This is a genomic window from Pseudobacter ginsenosidimutans (genome assembly GCF_007970185.1).
GTDB classification, from domain to species: domain Bacteria; phylum Bacteroidota; class Bacteroidia; order Chitinophagales; family Chitinophagaceae; genus Pseudobacter; species Pseudobacter ginsenosidimutans.
In genome coordinates, this window is record NZ_CP042431.1 from 2722661 (window position 1) to 2739722 (window position 17062).

A 17062-nucleotide genomic window follows, 5' to 3' on the forward strand; every position below is an offset into this window, starting at 1 on the left:
GTTAGAGTTTCTCCAGCAATTCCACCACCTTTTCCCTTTTGAGGATGAGGTAACCCAGGCGATCATTGCTGATGCCGTCTTTCAGCTGGTAACTGAAATGCAATTGGTCGCCATTCACTGTTGTTTCGAAATATTTGAATGAAATGTTCGGATATGTTTTGAGCTCTTCGCCGATCTCGTACAGGTGGGTACTGAGAATGAACAAAGAATTTTTGATCTTGATCAGTCCCTTGATCACAGTGCTGGAGCATTTCATGGCGTCCTGCACATTGGTGCCCTTGAACAGTTCGTCAATCAGCACCAGCCATTTCCTGCCATCATTGATCTTGATGATGGTATCGCGGATGCGTTGCACTTCGTTGAAGAAATAGCTTTCTCCTTTCACGATATTGTCCACCACATTGATATTGCTGAGCAGACCGTCGAAGAGCGATAATGTCATGGAAGCCGCGGGCACGCCCATGCCCAGGTGTGCAAGGAAAACAGAGGAGCCAACAGCTTTGATGAAAGTGCTTTTGCCGGCCATATTGGCGCCGGTGAGGAAAACGAAATTGCTGTCTTTACTCATCTGCACATCATAGCTCACGGGGGTGGGGAGCAGTATATGGTACAACTGTTTCGCATCGATCATCGGTAATAGCGAATCGGAGAACGAAGGGAAGCTGAGATTGAAATGTTTCATGGCGCGGGCCATGGAATACCAGGCATCGAACCTTCCGTAAATGCTGATCAGCTCAAAAGCGGCTGATTTGAATTCATCTTTCAGGAAGCGGCCATAATAGATCACTTCGGTGGCGCTGAGTTTCTTTCCCTGCTCTCTTTGTGCAAGCTCCAGCAAGATGGGCCTGTTGATCAGTTGTCTTGCCCTGTGCAGGTAGCTGCGTACCAGCAGGGGCGCTTCTTCTTCATTGAACAGATTGATCAGTGCATCGATACCCCGCGCGAAGTCCGCGAAATGGGAAATGGAATAGCGTACCAATGCGAAGTCCGCTACATGGAAGAGGCGATAACCAAGAGCATTCACGGGGCCTGCGGCAGGAATAGCATCAACATGACTATCATAGAACTTTTCCATCACCATCAGGGTTCCGTTGGAGATGGCTTTCGGCCATGCGTCCAGGTTAGCGAGGATCACCCGGATTGTCTGCTGCGTCTGGATGATCTGGGGAAGATCGCTGAAGGGATTGGAAAAATACTTCAGCAACCATTCTCTTCCTTCCACGGTTTGAGTGAAGTTGAGGCGGTGAAAGATGGAAAATTCCTCTTCGTGCTGAATAATGGATAAGTCGTTAAATGTGGTGTTGTCTATTTGCATAGCCGCGATTAGGTGATATAAGAGTTAGCGGGCAAACAAAAGCCGCTGTCCTCTCTGTGATTCATCCCATTGCCCGTTTCCATATACGAGGTGACCATTTACGAAAGTATGGGTGATGGCCGCTGGTGCGGTGAATCCTTCGAGCGGGCTCCAGCCGCATTTGTACAGTATGTTTTCTTTGCTCACGGTAGTGCTTTGGTTCAGGTCTGCCAGTACGAGATCTGCATGATAGCCTTCGCGGATAAAGCCGCGGTCAGCCACCTGGTAACATCTTGCTACTGCATGGCTCATTTTCTCCACCACTTTTTCGATACTGATCTTTCCCTGTTTTACATAGTGCAACATCAGCAGCAGTGAATGTTGTACCAGTGGAAGGCCGGCATGCGCTTTTTCATAAGGCTCTTCTTTTTCGGCCCAGGTATGCGGGGCATGGTCGGTGGCAATTACATCCAGCCTGTCGTCCAGGAGTGCATTCCACAATGCTTCGCGGTTATGAGGCGCCTTGATGGCAGGATTGCATTTGATCAGGTTGCCTTTGGCTGCATAATCATTACTGGTGAAATGAAGATGGTGAACACATACTTCAGCGGTGATACGTTTGTCTTCCAGCGGCAGCATATTGGTGAACAATTGCAGCTCGCGTTCTGTGCTGATATGCAGGATATGCAGGCGGGTATTGTGTTTCTTGGCAATCTGGATGGCTGCGAAACTCGATTCGAAACAGGCGTTCTCATCGCGGATGATGGGGTGGTCGGCAGGTTCGAGTGTTCCTTTTTCTTTTTTCAGTCTTTCGAAATTGGCCTTGATGATCTTCTCGTCCTCACAATGTGTGGCAATGAGTACTTCGCTTTCGCGGAAGATCTTGTCGATGGTAAGATAATTGTCTACCAGCAATCCTCCGGTGGAAGAGCCCATGAAGATCTTGATACCGGCAATCTCATTTTTGCGATCGTTGGTGCGCAGGGCTTCATCCGCATTGTCGTTGGATGTACCCATATAAAAGGAGTAATTGGCCAGGGATGATTGCGAAGCGATCTGGTATTTGTTTTCCAGTAATTCCTGTGTGAAGACCGGAGGAACGGTATTCGGCATTTCCATAAAAGAGGTAACGCCTCCTGCCACAGCGGCTTTGGCTTCAGAATAGATGGTGGCTTTATGTGTCAGACCGGGCTCACGGAAATGTACCTGATCATCGATGGCGCCGGGCAGCAGGTGCTTACCTGTTCCATCGATCTCTATAACGGGCACAGATGGTTGAATACTTCCTGCAATTTTTTCTATCCTGCCTTTGGAGATCAATACATCTTTGGCCTCCAATTTGCCTTCATTCACTACTATTACGTTCTTAATCAGGTAATTTTGCATAACTTGAATTTCAATAGCCAATTAATAAACAATCCAACATGCAATTTATTGTAAAAACCGTTGTCGGCCTTTCAATTGCAATTTTTCCCCTCATTTCCTGGTCTCAAAGTACATACCTGCCGCAGAGTAACAAACACCAGCCCTTTCTGGACAGGCTGGAGATCATGCTGCAGCGTAACCTGGAGCTGAATGTGGAAACGGCAAAATCACTGAACAGGCGTACAGCGGTAAAAGTGAGTGAGTATGCGGATTCTTTGAGTAAGGCAGGGGCATTGCAGTTATCGAAGGTTGATCAGTACAATCTCCAGAGCGTGCTGATGAACAGCAGTGAATGGGTGCAGGGAGATAAGTCCGGGTTCGAAAGCCGGAAGAGTCTGTGGAACACTTTCTATAAAACGAAGGCCAATCTTTTTGAGGTGGACGAAAAGGATTTCTACCTGGCGGTGAACCCGGTATTCCAGGGACAGTTATCCGAAGAAACCGATTACAACGGCAAGCGGCAATTCCTGAACACGAAGGGAGTTGCTTTTCGCGGACTGATCGCCAACAGGCTGGGCTTCTCTGCTTACCTGGTGGATAACCAGGAACGTGGTCCTTTGTTCATGCAGCAACGCATCGCGCAGTATAATGCAGTTCCGGGCGTTGGTTTCTACAAACGTTACCAGGAAACCGGCGTTGATTATTTCGATGCGCGGGGATCTATCAATTTCTCGGCTGTAAAAAATTATCTCGACTTCCAGTTCGGATATGATAAGATGTTTGTAGGGAATGGATACCGTAGTCTTTTCCTGAGTGATTTTGGTAACAGTTATCTTTTCCTGAAGATCAGTACACGCATCTGGAAGTTCAATTATACCAATGTTTGGATGGAGCTTACACCGCAGACCATTCGCATCAATCAGGGCAACAAGTTGCTCGATAAAAAATATGCTGCTATCAGGCACCTCAGTCTGCAGGCCACGCAATGGTTGAATGTTGGATTGTTCGAGGCAGTAACTTTTGGAAGAAAGAATCATTTCGATTTTACCTATCTCAATCCGGTGATCTTCCTGCGTGTGAGTGAGCAACAGAATGGCAGCTCAGACAATGCCATCGTAGGATTCGATTTCAAAGCCAATGTGGCGAAGAAATTACAGTTCTATGGACAGGTGATGCTGGATGAATTTGTGCAGAAGGAGCTCAGGGCCGGCAATGGCTGGTGGGGTAATAAATTCGGATTGCAGTTGGGTGCGAAATATGTGAATGCGTTCAAAGTAAACAACCTGGATTTGCAGGGTGAAGTGAACCTGGTTCGTCCATTCTCTTATACGCACTATGATTCCGTAGCCAACTACACACATTACAATCAGCCGTTGGCGCATCCGCTGGGTGCCAATTTCGTGGAGGCGATCGGGATAGTGCGTTACCAGCCGATCCCAAGGCTTACAACGTCTGCAAGGCTGATACTCTGGAAACAGGGAGTAGATACAGCCAACAGCAATGTAGGCTCTGATATTTTCAAAATGTATACGACCCGCAGCAGCGATTACGGATACAAGTTACCTGCTGGCCCCCGGGCTACAGGTGTGAATGCACAACTTTTAGTGTCGTACGAACTGAAAGAAAACCTTTTTGTGGATGGCTCCGTACTGGTAAGGAAGCTAAGCTCCGATGCAATAACAGAACGGAATGCCAGTTACTTTACCCTGGGGTTGCGGTTAAATATGAACAGGAGAGAGTACGACTATTGAGTTTGTTCAATAGGCGGACTGAACCTTTTTTGAAATTTTTCAGAACCGGAGTTAGCATTTGAGGCCGATGGGCCGGATGGTTAATTCCGGTTTTTTGCGTCTCATAACTGGAAAAAAAGGGCTAACACGACAGATCGTATGGTTATATTTTACCGGAGAAGAATAATTGCAAAGAATTTGTGACTGGAAGTATTTTATTGAAAATGAATCATTTGTGAGGGATTTTGCTCAGGTAAGGGCAAAAAAAAGTGCCGCTTTTCGGCGGCACTTCACTAATCAAATACCATTAACCATTAAACCTTATCCTATGATGTAAAATTAATGATTTTTTATTCGCAACATAATATTTGTGACAAAAGTTTTATACACTTTGTATACATTTTTATACGCTGTATGGTTAAGAAACCTTTTTCAAGGATGAACAGGATCAATCCAGCGGCTAACGATTGTTTGGGTATTAGGGTTGCGTCTGAAGACAACTACACAAACGCTCGTCTTCAGGTTTCCTTAAAATGATCAGCCTGTTATCTTTCGATCTGTAAAAACCAATGGCCCATTTTTTCACTGCCTCGATTACTCTTGTTATTTGAGTCGGGTGAACTGGTAATGTCATTCGGAGCCGATGCACTGTCCAATTCGTTATTTGAAAGTTCAACAAAAGTGTTTTTTGGAATCCCTTCGGATATTTTTTCCAATAGCTTTTCTGTTGCTTTGACGGAAGATGGTTTAACCTTGATAGTTAGATCGTGTTTGCTATTCAGTACAAATTCAGAGATGCCTGCATAGAGCTTAGTGCTGTCTGTGGTTGTTGCAATGATAAATGCTTTGTAACCCGGTACAGTAAGTGAAACATCAATAATCTCAGCTCCTAAAATGTCCTCCATCAGTTTATCTATATTGTGCCACCCCCAATTAAATACCGGCAAACAATACTTGTTGAGATTGTCTGATTCAGAGAGGAGATTACTGGTAGAGTCGAATGGAATATTGTCCAGATAAGGGTAGTATTGGCTATTGTTGTTCAAGATAGCAGTGTCCGTAATATGCTCGGATAAATCAACAGCAGGGTCGTCAGGATGATAGATAATCCAGCCTTTTCCTGCGTACCTGCCTTTGTATCCTGCATTCATGAAATTGATGATGCAGGAGTCTATCCAGTCTGTAGCTAGTGGCGGTGCAGGGTTGAGGGATTGTTTCGATTCGCCAGGTATCGCTGATTGTTTTCCGGGCTCAAGAGAAGGTGTGGGAATACTTACATAGAATGGTTACTTCTCGGATGCTTTGGAAGAACGGGATGGTTTGATGCAGATCATACCGCCACTGGAAAGCGGTTTGCCATCACTGATAGTTGGAAGGCCTGCTTTTACAATGTCTTCCATGCTGCAGGCCTCCTTCACTTCCAGTTCCACCTGTTTTTCTTTTCCTGCATCGATAGCGCCTGCAGGGATCAGGATAGTAGCGCCTTTTGAAGTGCGGAGCTTTGTTCCTTGGTTACATCAACAGTAAATGTCTGAACGGTAATTTTACCGGTATTGAAAACCGGGTTGGGTTGATTGGATGAGTTGCATGCCAGTGCTGTTACCAAATAGACCGGTAGCCAGGAGCATTATTTTCATAGCAAGGGGTTGTGTTATTGCTTAACACCCCGGGCTGGAAGAATGTTGCTGCAAATGATTATCCCTCAAAAATAAGCGAGAAAATGATCATTCTTGATTGCAATTTGTCGATGGTGCTGGAATATTTCAGGTTGGCATCCCTGGAATGCACGTTCATCAGGCCATTGCTGATCTTGATCTCCGGCGAGAGGATGAATACAGGGAAATAGAAATTGAAGCCGATACCTGCTTCCACACCGAGATCATATTTTTTCAATTTGATCAGGTCTTCGGCGCGGCGGGCAGTGGAATTGGAAGTAAGATCGTATTCGAACTTGCCACCAGCGAACATGTATACACGAAAATTATCGATACGGTCTGAGCGGAATTTCAGGTGAACAGGAAATCCGAGCAGGATGGACTCCACTTTCTTGGTCATCACCTTTTGCTCTTCCTTCATAGGGTCGGGCGTTTTGAGGTGATAGGTGAGGTTCTTGTAAGAGAACAGGAGCTGCGGGAAGATGGCCCTGATCTCGAAGCGATGATTGAGTCGAAGGGTATGGATGCCTGCCAGTCCGAAACCGCCGGCATTCTCCGGGTCAACAACCTGTACACTGTCCTGCCCCAGGAAACCGGGATGGTGGCTCAGGTTGAACCGGCTGGTATTGTACATAAGTGCAATACCGAGATAATATTTCTTATCGTCGTGATTGGGGAGGTACAACTCACGTTGAGCGACACTTCTCAGGGAAGCGATCAACAGAATTGAAACGGATGCCAGGCGTATCAGCCGGCTTTTTTGCTGCCGCAGTAAATTGTGCATATACCTAAACTCAACCTTTTTAGCCTGGTGTCAGAAAATCCGGCTTGTTGTAAAATGTGTAGAAATGTTTCGCCTTCGGGGAATGCTTTTACTGAGTTGTTTAAATATTGATACGCGTCTTTATTTTTTGATAGCCATTGTCCTGCTTTTGGGGCAACAACATTCAAATATAAGTTATATAATCCTTTGAATGCAACCTGTTTGGGCTTGGAAAATTCCAGGATCATGGCTTTCCCGCCTGGCTTCAGTACGCGGTACATTTCGGCCAGACCCTTATCCAGATCCTCAAAATTCCGTACGCCAAAGGCCACTGTAATGGCATCAAACGTGTTGTCCGGAAAGTTTATTGCCTCGGAATCGCCTTTACGGAGCTCGATCTGGTCATTTAACCCGAGTTTAGCAACCTTGGTCCTTCCTACGGCCAGCATTTGCTCTGAAATATCTATGCCAATGATCTTTTCCGGCTGTAAATATTTATGGGTCATTATAGCCACATCGGCTGTTCCTGTAGCTACATCCAGCACCAGCTTTGGATTGATGCTTTTCAGTTCACGGATACCTTTCTTTCTCCAGCCTTTGTCGATCCCGATACTCAGGAACCGGTTGAGCAGATCATACCTGCATGCGATCTGATCGAACATTGCTTCCACCTGCTGCTTCTTTCCCGCCTTTGACTGGTCATAGGGAACTATCGTATCGTGCGTAAACTTTGCCATGAGGCAGCGAAGATACAGTAAGTTTCGGGATCAGGTGTCCGGTGGAACGCAGTATCCGTATCTTGCAGCCTTAATTGCAGTTCCATGTTGATCAAAAAAGCAAGTTATCTTATCAGTTGTCCGGATATCAAACAATGCCCTGCGGGCGACAGGCCCGAGTATGCCTTTATCGGCCGCAGTAATGTTGGCAAGAGTTCATTGATCAATATGCTGAGCGGGCATCAGAAACTGGCAAAGACTTCCGGTACGCCGGGAAAGACCCAGCTGATCAATTTTTTTGAAATGGAGAGTCTCAAAGGTTCTTTGCAGGAAGGGGCCGACCGCGATAAAAAAGGACAGACTGGGCCTGCCAGTAAATGGTTCATTGTTGACCTTCCCGGTTATGGTTTTGCCAAAGTGAGCCAGAGTCAGCGGAACCAGTGGGAACAAATGATCGAGAATTACCTGCGTAAGCGGGAGAACCTGGTGAATGTATTCCTGCTGATCGATAGCCGCCATGAACCGCAGAAGATCGACCTGGAATTTGCCAATAAGCTGGGTGAATGGGAGATCCCTTTCGCCCTCACGTTTACGAAGGCTGATAAGGAAACACAGAAAGTAGTGGCTAAGAATGTGAAATCATTTCTCGATGCGATGCGCGCCACCTGGCAATTCCTTCCCAGGAATTTTGTAACGAGCGCTGAAAAGAAAATGGGACGCGACAAGATCCTCGGATTTATCGAAGAATGCAATGAGGCATTCGAAAATCCAGAGCAATAAATGCACTGTGATGGAAAACATCACTTCGCTAAAACTAAAAACCTCCGCTGACGATGCGGAGGTTTTTAGTTTACTACCTTATTGGCGCAGCTACTGCTGGCAAAGGCTTCCGGTTTGGCTTTGAAGGCGAAACCCATCCCAAGGATATAGCCCATCGCTTCCTTCAGTGCGTCGTTACTTTTGAAGTGTGGATTGGTATTGATGTCTGCATGTACCTCCATGTCCACATTGTATTGTGTGAAGAGATTACAGAGCTCATACGCAATCTCGATGCTTCTGGCCACTTCCACCAGCATACGTTCCTTGATGGTGTATTGCTGCCTTGTTTTTTCGTTGTGGATGAACATGAAACCTCCATGTCCTTCACGCAGGAAAACGATCACGGTAGCAAATTCAGTCTCGGAACCTTTCACTTGTGAGTCAGTGCCAATGCATACTTTCAGGTGATACCCTTTTTCAGATTCACGCCTGATGGCATTTTCAACAGCATCGATGATGGGAAGTTCAATCGGGTCGCCATTAAATTTTCTCCATAGCATAATAAAACGGGTTTGTGTAATTTACCGAAAAACCCGCTCATTACCAAAAGGGCTATCTATTATTGTTTTATTAATTTCTCGCTATGGACCTCATTTTCAGCCTGCAAGCGAAGTAAAAGAACACCTCTCTGCGTGCCATAAACCTCAATTCGATTATACCCCGCCGCTACCTTGCCCTGTTGCAGCAGCCTGCCTGTTGCGTCCATCAGCTGATACGCATATACCTTACCGGTAGTTACTTCGATAGCATTACCGATGAGGTTGCTATGCAGCTTTATGTCTTCGGAAGCGGCAGGTTGCAAGGTCACAACGTTGGAATAATAGGCGCGTTCATCCGCTACTGTAATGGCTTGCGCACGGTAATACAGTCTGTCTTGAGAAGATGGTGTCCAGCTGAATTGTTTTTTGTTTGTGCCTGCATCAACGAGATTACTGAAATGTACGCCATCTGCGGAGTATTGAAGATTGATGGTTTTGATCGGCTCGTCTGTATCATACACCCAATTGAAAAAATGCTGGTTATTACTGATCCTTCCGGTAAGATGGAAACGATAAACTGGCAGCGCCTGCGCAATACTGCCGGTCACTGCATAGTAACCAAGACTGGCATAATCACTGAGATTGGTATTGCCCACACCATCCACCACCAGGAAATAATTGCCGGTATTGAGAATGCTGTCAACGCCTGCGTTCAGCAATTCGGCAGGATTGTAGCGCCCCACGGTATCGCCGAGATTATCGAGCAGTGAGACTTTGATATCGAGATTGGCGCCTTCATTGGCGGGCCCGATGCTTTGCGGATTGGCGCGGATGCGGAACCTGGCAGTTGAATGCACACGGAAAGAAAACACATCGCGGTCAGCTTCCGTATTGATGATGCCGGTGGCTGCAAATTCGCTGCCCATCATAGTGATAGGGGTTGCTTCGTTGAGCGTAGCTGCATGTTCATCATCGCGGAGGCCTATATATTTGGCGATCACTTCAATGTCGTTTTGAATGGTAGTGCAACTCTTGGCATTGGTACCGGTATGCCAGGTGCTGAGGTTTTTGTCGTAGCTCACACCCATCAGCGGTCCCCAGCCGATCTGTCCGGTTCCCTTTCCTTCAGCATATTCCTTCGTTTTTACACAGGCTGCATCCCAAACGCTCTGGTGCTGCAGACCGAGTGTATGACCTGCCTCATGGGAGATACAATCAGCAACAGATTGCACTCTATTGCCCAGCAGGCTGCTGAATACCCAGGCGGGCGTATCATCGCCCCATTTCATCGAACTCACGTAAGAAATGCCGCCTACTTTTTTTGCATACCATTCCCAGGTGGGCGTAACGATCACGCGTGTACGCTTGGTGGCGGGAGCAGCAAAGAAAACGGTGGAATCGGTGGTGATATTGATATTGAAGATGCGATAGTCCTCAGCCACGCGATTGAATATTTCGGTTATAGCTTCAGGTGAGAAACCTGATGAGGCCGCCTGAATAGGGCCGTCCCAATTCCAGGCGGTGCCCCGAACAGATTGTCCATCGAAATCCAGGAACACCGTTGCTTTCGCTTGCGGATAGCTGTTGAGTATAGGGGTTTGGGAGAAGCTGTGCAAGGTGATGCCCAGGAAAGCGATTACAGACAAAATGCCTTTCATAGTTATGCAGGATTGGAATCAGCAAATAGTGTTTTGAACAAGGGGTACGATCAACAAATGGTACGATCAACAAGGATGACTATTCAGCCAGGAAGAACTGCTGTTCCTCTTTACGGAAGATGTATTTGCTTTCTTCCTGCACCAACACCATCACATCACCTTTTTTAGGATGGAGGATACGGGCACGGATGGCCTGTTCCACATCGGGAGCTGTATTATGACTGATATGCATCATGGCGCCTTCAAAATGAAGCCCACGGATATTAAGTGTATGAAGGTTGGGAGATTGCTGCACTTTGTCTGTAATCACTCCGGAGAAAGCATGTTTTTTGCTCAGCTGGATACGCACGGTATCGCCAATGCTGGCCGAAAAGGCTTTCAGGAGTTGCCACTGGTCAACTTCAAAACTGTTTGGGAATTGCTGAAAAACTGCCGGGTGGACAGTACGGTGCTGTTGCACCTGGATGGCTTGCTGCGCTGTGGCAGATGATAGGGACAATAGGAATACCACTAAGCCAGAGTAGAATAGTTTCATGCTACTGGTTTTTACGAATGATAATTGGATACAACTCTTTCTTAGGGTACGATCAGCAAGCTTTGGGAACAATGGAGTTTAAACGATCAGATTCTGCCTTGTTGCCCGGATAAGGAATAATAAATAAAGGGGATACGTATGCGAAAACGGCAATTGTATGTGTTTAGTATGCAGATTATTTTTATTTGATATAAATCAAATGGATATGCGTAATAATGTGTTAGAATTGCCCGGTGCTCAATAAAACCAGGGTACAGGCTTCCATCGTCTGGATACCTTTCTCTTTGGCTTTTGTTTCCAGCTCTTCATTCTCCGTACCGGGATTGAAGATGATGCGTTTCGGATTCAGTGAAAGGATATAATCGTAGTATTCTTTTTGTCTGGCGGGATTGAGGTAGAGCGAAACTGTATCTACTTCTTCAAATGGTTTCTTTTCGGTCTCTACCATAATATCGGCTACCTGTACCGGTTTGAGACCAATGGCCACCACGGGATGACCGGCATTGCGAAGACGGTTCACAGCCAGAAAACTGTACCGCTCCGGATTATTGGATGCGCCGATCACCAGCGTCTTTTTGGGAGTTTTCATAATACCAATATTACAAAATTGCCGCCACCTTTGTTCGGTGGAAGAGGTGGTAACAGCATTGAGGCGTTTGCTGTACAATGTTTTGTAATGCATCTTCTATATGGTTATAGCGGAACCGGAAACCAGTTTCCAGCAAACGGCCGGGATATACCCAACGGCTTTTCAGGATCAGCTCAGTCTCAGTACCGATCAGGGTTGCGCCCAGCTCCAGCATCCAGTCATATGCGGGCAGCCCGAACTTATGTCCGGTAAGTTTCCTCAGTGTTGCCATGAAAGCCGTATTGGGAATGGCATTGGGCGCGGAAAGATTGTACACGCCTTCAGTTTCGGGATGATCATAACACCATTCGATAGCTGCACAAACATCGTGGATATGCACCCAGCTGAACATTTGGTTGCCATTGCCCTGGCGGCCTCCCAGCCCCCATTTGGCCAGGTTGAGGAAGGGAACCATTACACCAGCTTTTCCCAATGTGATCGCGGTACGGAAGATAATTTTTCGTGTGTGTGGCACCGTGATTTCATTCATGGCTTTCTCCCAGGCCAGGCAAACCTGGATGGAGAAATCTTTTTCCAGGTCCCTGTATGCAGTTGAGTTCCTTCGACCGCGGAGTGTCAGCGCGCATTTGTTGAAATTCCTCCGGCAACGGTCAAGGAAAGAGTATGGCATGTTCATGTCTTTCTCTTCACAGATCTCACCATTGAATTCATCCTGGGGATAGTCCTGCGCATGGCGGTAGATAGTAGCGGAAGCAGTATTGATCCAGAGTTGTGGAGAACGTGTTACCTGTTTAATGGCTTTGCCCAAAGCACGTGTTGCATCAACGCGGCTGCTGATGATCCTTGCACGATTCTTTTTATTGTAACGGCAGTTCACGGATTTACCGGCGAGGTTGATAACAATATCGCTTCCGTCCACTTCATTGGCCCAATGCTTTTCTACATGCTTTCCATCCCATCTCCAGTAAGTGATATTGTAGCCATCCGCTGCCGTGAGCAGTTTATTGCTGTAACGGTTGTTGCTGCTTTGGACAGATTTCCTGGTGAGGATCACCACATGGTTATCCTTCCCGAAATGGCGCGCCAGCTCCTGCCCGATGAACCCTGTTCCGCCAGCCAGGATGATCTTTTTGTTTTTCATAATTTCAAAAAGTTTTGAAAGTTTATGTCTTAAAAAAAACCGGGAGACCGGTTTGAATTGTTCAGTTGTTTTTTATCAGCTTTCCTGCGAGATCAGATCGTTGTTACCGGCAGTTGGCTGGTTGTTTGTCTGATCCGGAGCAGTCAGTTTATATTGTTGCAATTCTTTGTAACAGGTGGCCAGATAAAATATGGCCATCAGCGGAGAAAAGAACAACAACCCCATTAAGGAATAAATGATGGCTTCTGTGGGAACAGAGATGATCAGTATCACCAGCACGAGCAATAAAGTAACCAGGTAGATCTTTCTCATGGTGCCAAAGCGAAAACCTTCGCCTACCAGATGTACGATCACACTGAAGATCTGCCAGCCCCCAACGAGGAAATAAGGCACAAACATATAATCGCTTTGAATGGAATTGCTGGCTACTGCCAATCCTATTGAGATCCCGATGATGATCAGGATCACTTGTATAGCTACATCTAATCTTGCAAATGCTTTCATGAAACAGGTTTAAATCGAATTGAGCTATTTAAAGAATTTCATCAGGCTGCCGATGAACCAGTTCTCGTCGGCCTTTACCATTACATCCATCATCCGGTCTGCCTGTCTGCCGAAACTTTTGATGCTGCCGATGGTTTCAGTGAACTGTTTATGGTTCTTATCTTTTTTATCGCCTTCAATGTTTTCGAGGGATTCCACCACTTTCATCATGGGATCGAATTCACGTTTCTTGCGTTCGCGGAGGATCTGTGTGGCCACTTTCCAGATATCTTTCTCGGCAACGAAGAACTCCCTGCGCTCACCTGAAATGATGATGCGTTCCACCAGTCCCCAGTCGATCAGTTCACGGATATTCATGTTCGCATTGCCGCGGCTTACGTTCAATTGCTCCATGATATCATCCTGGCTGAGCGGATCAGCGCTGATGAGGAGGAGCGCATGGACCTGCGCCATGGTGCGGTTGATCCCCCAGTGGGATCCGAATGCGCCCCATTTATTGATAAATTCATTGCGTGCGTCTGCGAGTTTCATATGTTCTGTTTAACGGGTGTAACTGCTTTTATCAAAGTTAATGTCTGTTTCTGAATTTTCAAAACTTTGTGAAAGTTCGTTTTGGGAAAGAGGCATAATTTTTTTAGGCTTACATTCAGTAAAATAGCCACTATGACTGATTCCTCTAAAAGAACGGACAATGTATCCCTGTTGATCAGGTCATCCCCTGAAACGATCTATGATGCATGTCTGGATCCGGATGCCATTGCTTCCTGGCGGCCGCCTTCAGGCATGAGCTGCGAAATATTTGAATTCGATCCCAGGGAAGGCGGAAGATACCGGATGGTGTTCCGCTACAATGATGCGCAGCATGCTGCCTCCGGCAAAACTTCAGCCAATGAGGACGAGTTCACGGGGAAATTCAAACTGCTGGTGCCGAATCAAAAGATCGTGGAAGAAGTGGTATTCAAATCCGATGATCCTGCTTTTGCGGGAAACATGATCATCACTACAACACTGAAACAGACTCCCGGCGGAACGCAGGTGAATATAATGGCAGAGCAGGTACCGGAAGGGATCAGTGCTGAAGATCATTATGCAGGAATGATGTCCAGCCTGAAGAATCTTGCTATGTATACGGAACAGGAGCCGGATATCACGGTATAGGGTATGCGATTTACCATACCGGGCAGTCATATTGCCGCAGCTTTCGGTCTCTCTTCCCTTTCGATACTTCTTTCTTTTTACCCGGCTTGATCACCAGCGCCAAATACCCGCCTCCATTCTGTAAATTATTTTTCGTAAAGATGTAAGCGAGATTATGCAGGCCGAACAATACAGGGCCTGCTTTCACGGCTGCGCCTATCCAGAATTTCTTTTCATAATTGAACTGGGCCGGCAGGTAGAATCCGAATTTCCGTGTTTCCCATCTGGGGGTGATGGTGATGAAATTCATCTCTTTGGTATATAGTCTGCGATCGCCAACAAGCGGCGTGAGGTTGAGCGATATTTCCCCGTTCACATAGAATGCCTGTGTTATGAACCTGTCTACATTCAACACAGCACGTGTTGGATTGATCACCTGGAAAACTCCTGAGGGAATGCGCACATTATTGAAAAGGGTAGCAGCACTGTCGTTGAAACCGCGGATGCCGTTAACGGTTCCGAACTTCTGATCGAAGTCGGTGGCTGCAACTCCTGATTTGAGTGTGCGCAATATCCTGCTGTTGCTGCTGTACCGGTACTGGTTGTAACCGATATCCAGTACTGACAGGCCGATCTTCCAGGTATAGTCCCAGTATTCATCATCACTGTCGTTGAAGGAACGGAGCCCGCCTTCCTTTACAAGAAATTCCAGTCCTGCATCCAGTGAAATGCCGCCCTGCGCATTGCCGATGAAGTTCCTGATATTGGTGGATTGGGAAAGATCATTGTCCCATTTATCGAAATTGGCTGAATAAGCATAGAAGGCTTCGAGGCCATTTACCTGGTATTGAGGTTCGGGGCCGCCGGGAATGGGTGTGACGGTGCCGCTGACGAGATTGCTGTAGCCGCCTGCCAATCCGCGTGTAACCTTCACTGTTATACCAGCATTAAGGCGGCTCTGGTCATTATCCCAGATGGTGCGTGCATAGCTCCCGTAGACTTCGATCCAATTGCTGCTGATCACATCATTGGAGAGCGGGATATTGCCCTGGTTGATGGTGAGGAACTGGTCTACGTTATGGAGCGTGTCCAGGTAGGCAAAGCGACTGGTCTTGTTGCGTGTATAGCCGCGGATATTGATGCCTGCTGCCACAGCATTTTTCCGGTTGATGGAATAGCGGGCATTGAGCAGGTTGATATTGAAATTGACATTTGCATACCGCTCCTCATTCTTTGGATTGATCTGGTACCTCGCATCGCCGGGTGGGGTGATGAGTGAATAGTTGCGGACGGTAAAAATATTGGTAGTGGCCTTTGCCTGAACGCCAAAGACGGTGAGGTCCCAGGGCCAGGGCGTATTCACAATGGAGGCGGGATTGTTGCCGGTGCCTAAACTTCCTGCATAATTTGAGCCATTAACCGCATGATAGTTCTGACCGGTGCCTGCCATGCTGATCATACAGCATAAAGCAGACAGCAGATGGTATCGCATGTTTTTTAGAAGGGTCTTCCGTGAGTTTGTCTGATCAAAAAAGAAACCAGTGACGGAAAAGGTTTAAGGGATGCAATCAGGTAGTTGCTCAGGATGCCGTTGCCGAAGAACTGCTGCAAAACACGACCAGTCTGAAGCCTGCGGTTGAAATGCTTTTCCCATTGCTGGGTATACTGCGTTTCCATTTCGTACCGGTTGATCCTGCCTTGCAGAAACTGATCGGCTTCTTCGAAGGCCAGTTTACTGCTATGCAGGGCCATGCTCATTCCATTACCACAAAGTGGCGTGATCATGCCGGCAGCGTCGCCAAGCATCAGCAGGTGATTTTCCACCTGGGTCTTTCTGTTGAAGGATATGCGGGATACTGTAACAGGTTCTTTGTACAGGAAGCGGGCTGAGGAAAAAATCTTATCGAGAAATGGATTCTTGCGCAGGATCTGCTGTTCCATCTGTTTAATCTCATTTCCACTCTTCCTGAGATTGGATGCAGTTGTAAGATAACACAAACAATACTTATTATCCTCAATTTTTGAAATTCCGCAATAACCATTTTCAAAATTGTGAAGGGCAATAAGATCGTCAGGGAAAAAAGTCTGTATATGATATTTTACACCGATGAGATGATTGAGGGCATTGGGCTTGATGCGCGTGAAATCCCTTTTCCATTTTGCATCGAGATTGGACCGCTTCCCATAGGAGCCAGCCACTACAGTGGCTTCAATGGCGCCCCTGGTGCTGAATACCACACTGGCGTGATGACGGTGCACCACATCATTCACACGGGTATCTTCCAGCAAGGTAACGCCTTCCCTTCGGGCGATACCGGCCAGCAGGTGATCGAGTGTAAACCGGCTGATACCGAAACCGCCCAGTGGAAGATTGCTTTCCACAAAACGACCGTTGGGGGAACTGATCAATACACGGTTGATGATGGGCAATTGCATATCGCTGAGCGGTACACCGAGATCCTGGAGAAAGTTCCAGCTCTCGAGGCTTACATATTCTCCACAAACTTTATGAAAGGGATATTGTTCTTTCTCAAAGAGGATGGTCTTGTATCCTGCCCTTGCAGATTGAATGGACAAGGCAAGGCCGGCCAGTCCACCACCGATAATGGCAACATCATATGTAGCTTCTCTATTCAAGAATCTTTCCCATTTACCGGTACAAATAAGGTTTAATAAA

At 46.8% G+C, this 17062-nt stretch carries 18 protein-coding genes; 3 read left to right on the top strand and 15 right to left on the bottom strand.

Features of this window, described 5'->3' with window-relative positions:
* Window position 1 precedes the first annotated feature (1 nt).
* Window positions 2-1315, bottom strand: coding sequence for a MutS-related protein (locus tag FSB84_RS11085; protein ID WP_130541495.1), 1314 nt, complete (start codon window positions 1313-1315; stop codon window positions 2-4).
* A gap of 24 nt (window positions 1316-1339) precedes the next feature.
* Window positions 1340-2680: a dihydroorotase gene (locus tag FSB84_RS11090; protein ID WP_130541494.1), complete on the bottom strand. Its 1341-nt coding sequence runs from the start codon at window positions 2678-2680 to the stop codon at window positions 1340-1342.
* Window positions 2681-2718: 38 nt separating this feature from the next.
* On the opposite strand from FSB84_RS11090, the gene FSB84_RS11095 reads away from it, so the two are divergent.
* On the top strand, window positions 2719-4410 hold the full coding sequence (locus FSB84_RS11095; RefSeq protein WP_130541493.1) for a hypothetical protein: 1692 nt from the start codon (window positions 2719-2721) through the stop codon (window positions 4408-4410).
* Window positions 4411-4934: 524 nt separating this feature from the next.
* Here the strand turns inward: FSB84_RS11095 and FSB84_RS11100 are convergent.
* From FSB84_RS11100 to ubiE, 4 genes are all read right to left on the bottom strand, one after another.
* Entirely contained in the window at window positions 4935-5540 is a 606-nt protein-coding gene (locus FSB84_RS11100; RefSeq protein WP_130541492.1) for a hypothetical protein, read from the bottom strand.
* 135 nt (window positions 5541-5675) lie between these two features.
* A complete protein-coding gene (locus tag FSB84_RS30655) occupies window positions 5676-5819 on the bottom strand; it encodes a hypothetical protein (RefSeq protein WP_158643854.1) in 144 nt (47 codons plus the stop codon).
* A gap of 265 nt (window positions 5820-6084) precedes the next feature.
* Window positions 6085-6828, bottom strand: a complete 744-nt coding sequence (gene porT / locus FSB84_RS11105) for a type IX secretion/gliding motility protein PorT/SprT (RefSeq protein ID WP_130541491.1) — start codon at window positions 6826-6828, stop codon at window positions 6085-6087.
* Window positions 6792-7544, bottom strand: coding sequence for a bifunctional demethylmenaquinone methyltransferase/2-methoxy-6-polyprenyl-1,4-benzoquinol methylase UbiE (ubiE, locus tag FSB84_RS11110; RefSeq protein WP_130541490.1), 753 nt, complete (start codon window positions 7542-7544; stop codon window positions 6792-6794). Before ubiE ends, porT begins: the two co-directional genes overlap by 37 nt.
* 84 nt (window positions 7545-7628) lie before the next feature.
* On the opposite strand from ubiE, the gene FSB84_RS11115 reads away from it, so the two are divergent.
* Window positions 7629-8303, top strand: a complete 675-nt coding sequence (locus FSB84_RS11115) for a GTP-binding protein (RefSeq protein WP_130541489.1) — start codon at window positions 7629-7631, stop codon at window positions 8301-8303.
* A 65-nt stretch (window positions 8304-8368) separates the two neighbouring features.
* On the opposite strand, the gene FSB84_RS11120 is transcribed toward FSB84_RS11115, so the two are convergent.
* From FSB84_RS11120 to FSB84_RS11150, 7 genes are all read right to left on the bottom strand, one after another.
* Complete coding sequence (locus tag FSB84_RS11120; RefSeq protein ID WP_130541488.1) at window positions 8369-8842, bottom strand: ribonuclease H-like YkuK family protein; 474 nt, start codon at window positions 8840-8842, stop codon at window positions 8369-8371.
* A gap of 59 nt (window positions 8843-8901) precedes the next feature.
* Window positions 8902-10479 carry a T9SS type A sorting domain-containing protein gene (locus FSB84_RS11125; RefSeq protein ID WP_130541487.1) on the bottom strand — a complete coding sequence of 526 codons (1578 nt, stop codon included), beginning with the start codon at window positions 10477-10479 and terminating at the stop codon, window positions 8902-8904.
* A 79-nt stretch (window positions 10480-10558) separates the two neighbouring features.
* Window positions 10559-11014, bottom strand: coding sequence for a hypothetical protein (locus tag FSB84_RS11130; RefSeq protein ID WP_130541486.1), 456 nt, complete (start codon window positions 11012-11014; stop codon window positions 10559-10561).
* Window positions 11015-11234: 220 nt separating this feature from the next.
* Window positions 11235-11603 (bottom strand): CoA-binding protein, encoded by a 369-nt coding sequence (locus FSB84_RS11135; RefSeq protein WP_130541485.1) that lies wholly within the window; start codon window positions 11601-11603, stop codon window positions 11235-11237.
* Window positions 11604-11613: 10 nt separating this feature from the next.
* The gene (locus FSB84_RS11140) at window positions 11614-12744 is read right to left on the bottom strand and encodes an epimerase (protein ID WP_130541484.1); all 1131 of its coding nucleotides are present in this window, start codon (window positions 12742-12744) and stop codon (window positions 11614-11616) included.
* Between the two features lie 75 nt (window positions 12745-12819).
* Complete coding sequence (locus FSB84_RS11145; RefSeq protein WP_130541483.1) at window positions 12820-13248, bottom strand: hypothetical protein; 429 nt, start codon at window positions 13246-13248, stop codon at window positions 12820-12822.
* A gap of 24 nt (window positions 13249-13272) precedes the next feature.
* On the bottom strand, window positions 13273-13779 hold the full coding sequence (locus FSB84_RS11150) for a GbsR/MarR family transcriptional regulator (protein WP_130541482.1): 507 nt from the start codon (window positions 13777-13779) through the stop codon (window positions 13273-13275).
* A 132-nt stretch (window positions 13780-13911) separates the two neighbouring features.
* Between FSB84_RS11150 and FSB84_RS11155 the strand changes: the two genes are divergently transcribed.
* Complete coding sequence (locus FSB84_RS11155; RefSeq protein WP_130541481.1) at window positions 13912-14406, top strand: SRPBCC family protein; 495 nt, start codon at window positions 13912-13914, stop codon at window positions 14404-14406.
* A 10-nt stretch (window positions 14407-14416) separates the two neighbouring features.
* Here FSB84_RS11155 and FSB84_RS11160 read toward each other — a convergent pair whose 3' ends face one another.
* Together FSB84_RS11160 and FSB84_RS11165 are read right to left on the bottom strand one after the other, a co-directional pair.
* Window positions 14417-15877, bottom strand: a complete 1461-nt coding sequence (locus FSB84_RS11160; RefSeq protein WP_130541480.1) for a hypothetical protein — start codon at window positions 15875-15877, stop codon at window positions 14417-14419.
* A 5-nt stretch (window positions 15878-15882) separates the two neighbouring features.
* Window positions 15883-17022: an NAD(P)/FAD-dependent oxidoreductase gene (locus FSB84_RS11165; RefSeq protein WP_130541479.1), complete on the bottom strand. Its 1140-nt coding sequence runs from the start codon at window positions 17020-17022 to the stop codon at window positions 15883-15885.
* Window positions 17023-17062: the final 40 nt, after the last annotated feature.

What these genes read in the sequence shown, in the direction of transcription:
- FSB84_RS11100 (WP_130541492.1), bottom strand. Translation starts at nt 5,540, where the DNA reads ATGAATGCAGGATACAAAGGCAGGTACGCAGGAAAAGGCTGGATTATC.
- FSB84_RS11140 (WP_130541484.1), bottom strand. Translation starts at nt 12,744, where the DNA reads ATGAAAAACAAAAAGATCATCCTGGCTGGCGGAACAGGGTTCATCGGG.
- FSB84_RS11150 (WP_130541482.1), bottom strand. Translation starts at nt 13,779, where the DNA reads ATGAAACTCGCAGACGCACGCAATGAATTTATCAATAAATGGGGCGCA.
- FSB84_RS11135 (WP_130541485.1), bottom strand. Translation starts at nt 11,603, where the DNA reads ATGAAAACTCCCAAAAAGACGCTGGTGATCGGCGCATCCAATAATCCG.
- FSB84_RS11130 (WP_130541486.1), bottom strand. Translation starts at nt 11,014, where the DNA reads ATGAAACTATTCTACTCTGGCTTAGTGGTATTCCTATTGTCCCTATCA.
- FSB84_RS11145 (WP_130541483.1), bottom strand. Translation starts at nt 13,248, where the DNA reads ATGAAAGCATTTGCAAGATTAGATGTAGCTATACAAGTGATCCTGATC.
- FSB84_RS11125 (WP_130541487.1), bottom strand. Translation starts at nt 10,479, where the DNA reads ATGAAAGGCATTTTGTCTGTAATCGCTTTCCTGGGCATCACCTTGCAC.
- FSB84_RS11090 (WP_130541494.1), bottom strand. Translation starts at nt 2,680, where the DNA reads ATGCAAAATTACCTGATTAAGAACGTAATAGTAGTGAATGAAGGCAAA.
- porT (WP_130541491.1), bottom strand. Translation starts at nt 6,828, where the DNA reads ATGCACAATTTACTGCGGCAGCAAAAAAGCCGGCTGATACGCCTGGCA.
- FSB84_RS11160 (WP_130541480.1), bottom strand. Translation starts at nt 15,877, where the DNA reads ATGCGATACCATCTGCTGTCTGCTTTATGCTGTATGATCAGCATGGCA.
- FSB84_RS11095 (WP_130541493.1), top strand. Translation starts at nt 2,719, where the DNA reads ATGCAATTTATTGTAAAAACCGTTGTCGGCCTTTCAATTGCAATTTTT.
- FSB84_RS11085 (WP_130541495.1), bottom strand. Translation starts at nt 1,315, where the DNA reads ATGCAAATAGACAACACCACATTTAACGACTTATCCATTATTCAGCAC.
- FSB84_RS11120 (WP_130541488.1), bottom strand. Translation starts at nt 8,842, where the DNA reads ATGCTATGGAGAAAATTTAATGGCGACCCGATTGAACTTCCCATCATC.
- ubiE (WP_130541490.1), bottom strand. Translation starts at nt 7,544, where the DNA reads ATGGCAAAGTTTACGCACGATACGATAGTTCCCTATGACCAGTCAAAG.
- FSB84_RS11155 (WP_130541481.1), top strand. Translation starts at nt 13,912, where the DNA reads ATGACTGATTCCTCTAAAAGAACGGACAATGTATCCCTGTTGATCAGG.
- FSB84_RS11115 (WP_130541489.1), top strand. Translation starts at nt 7,629, where the DNA reads ATGTTGATCAAAAAAGCAAGTTATCTTATCAGTTGTCCGGATATCAAA.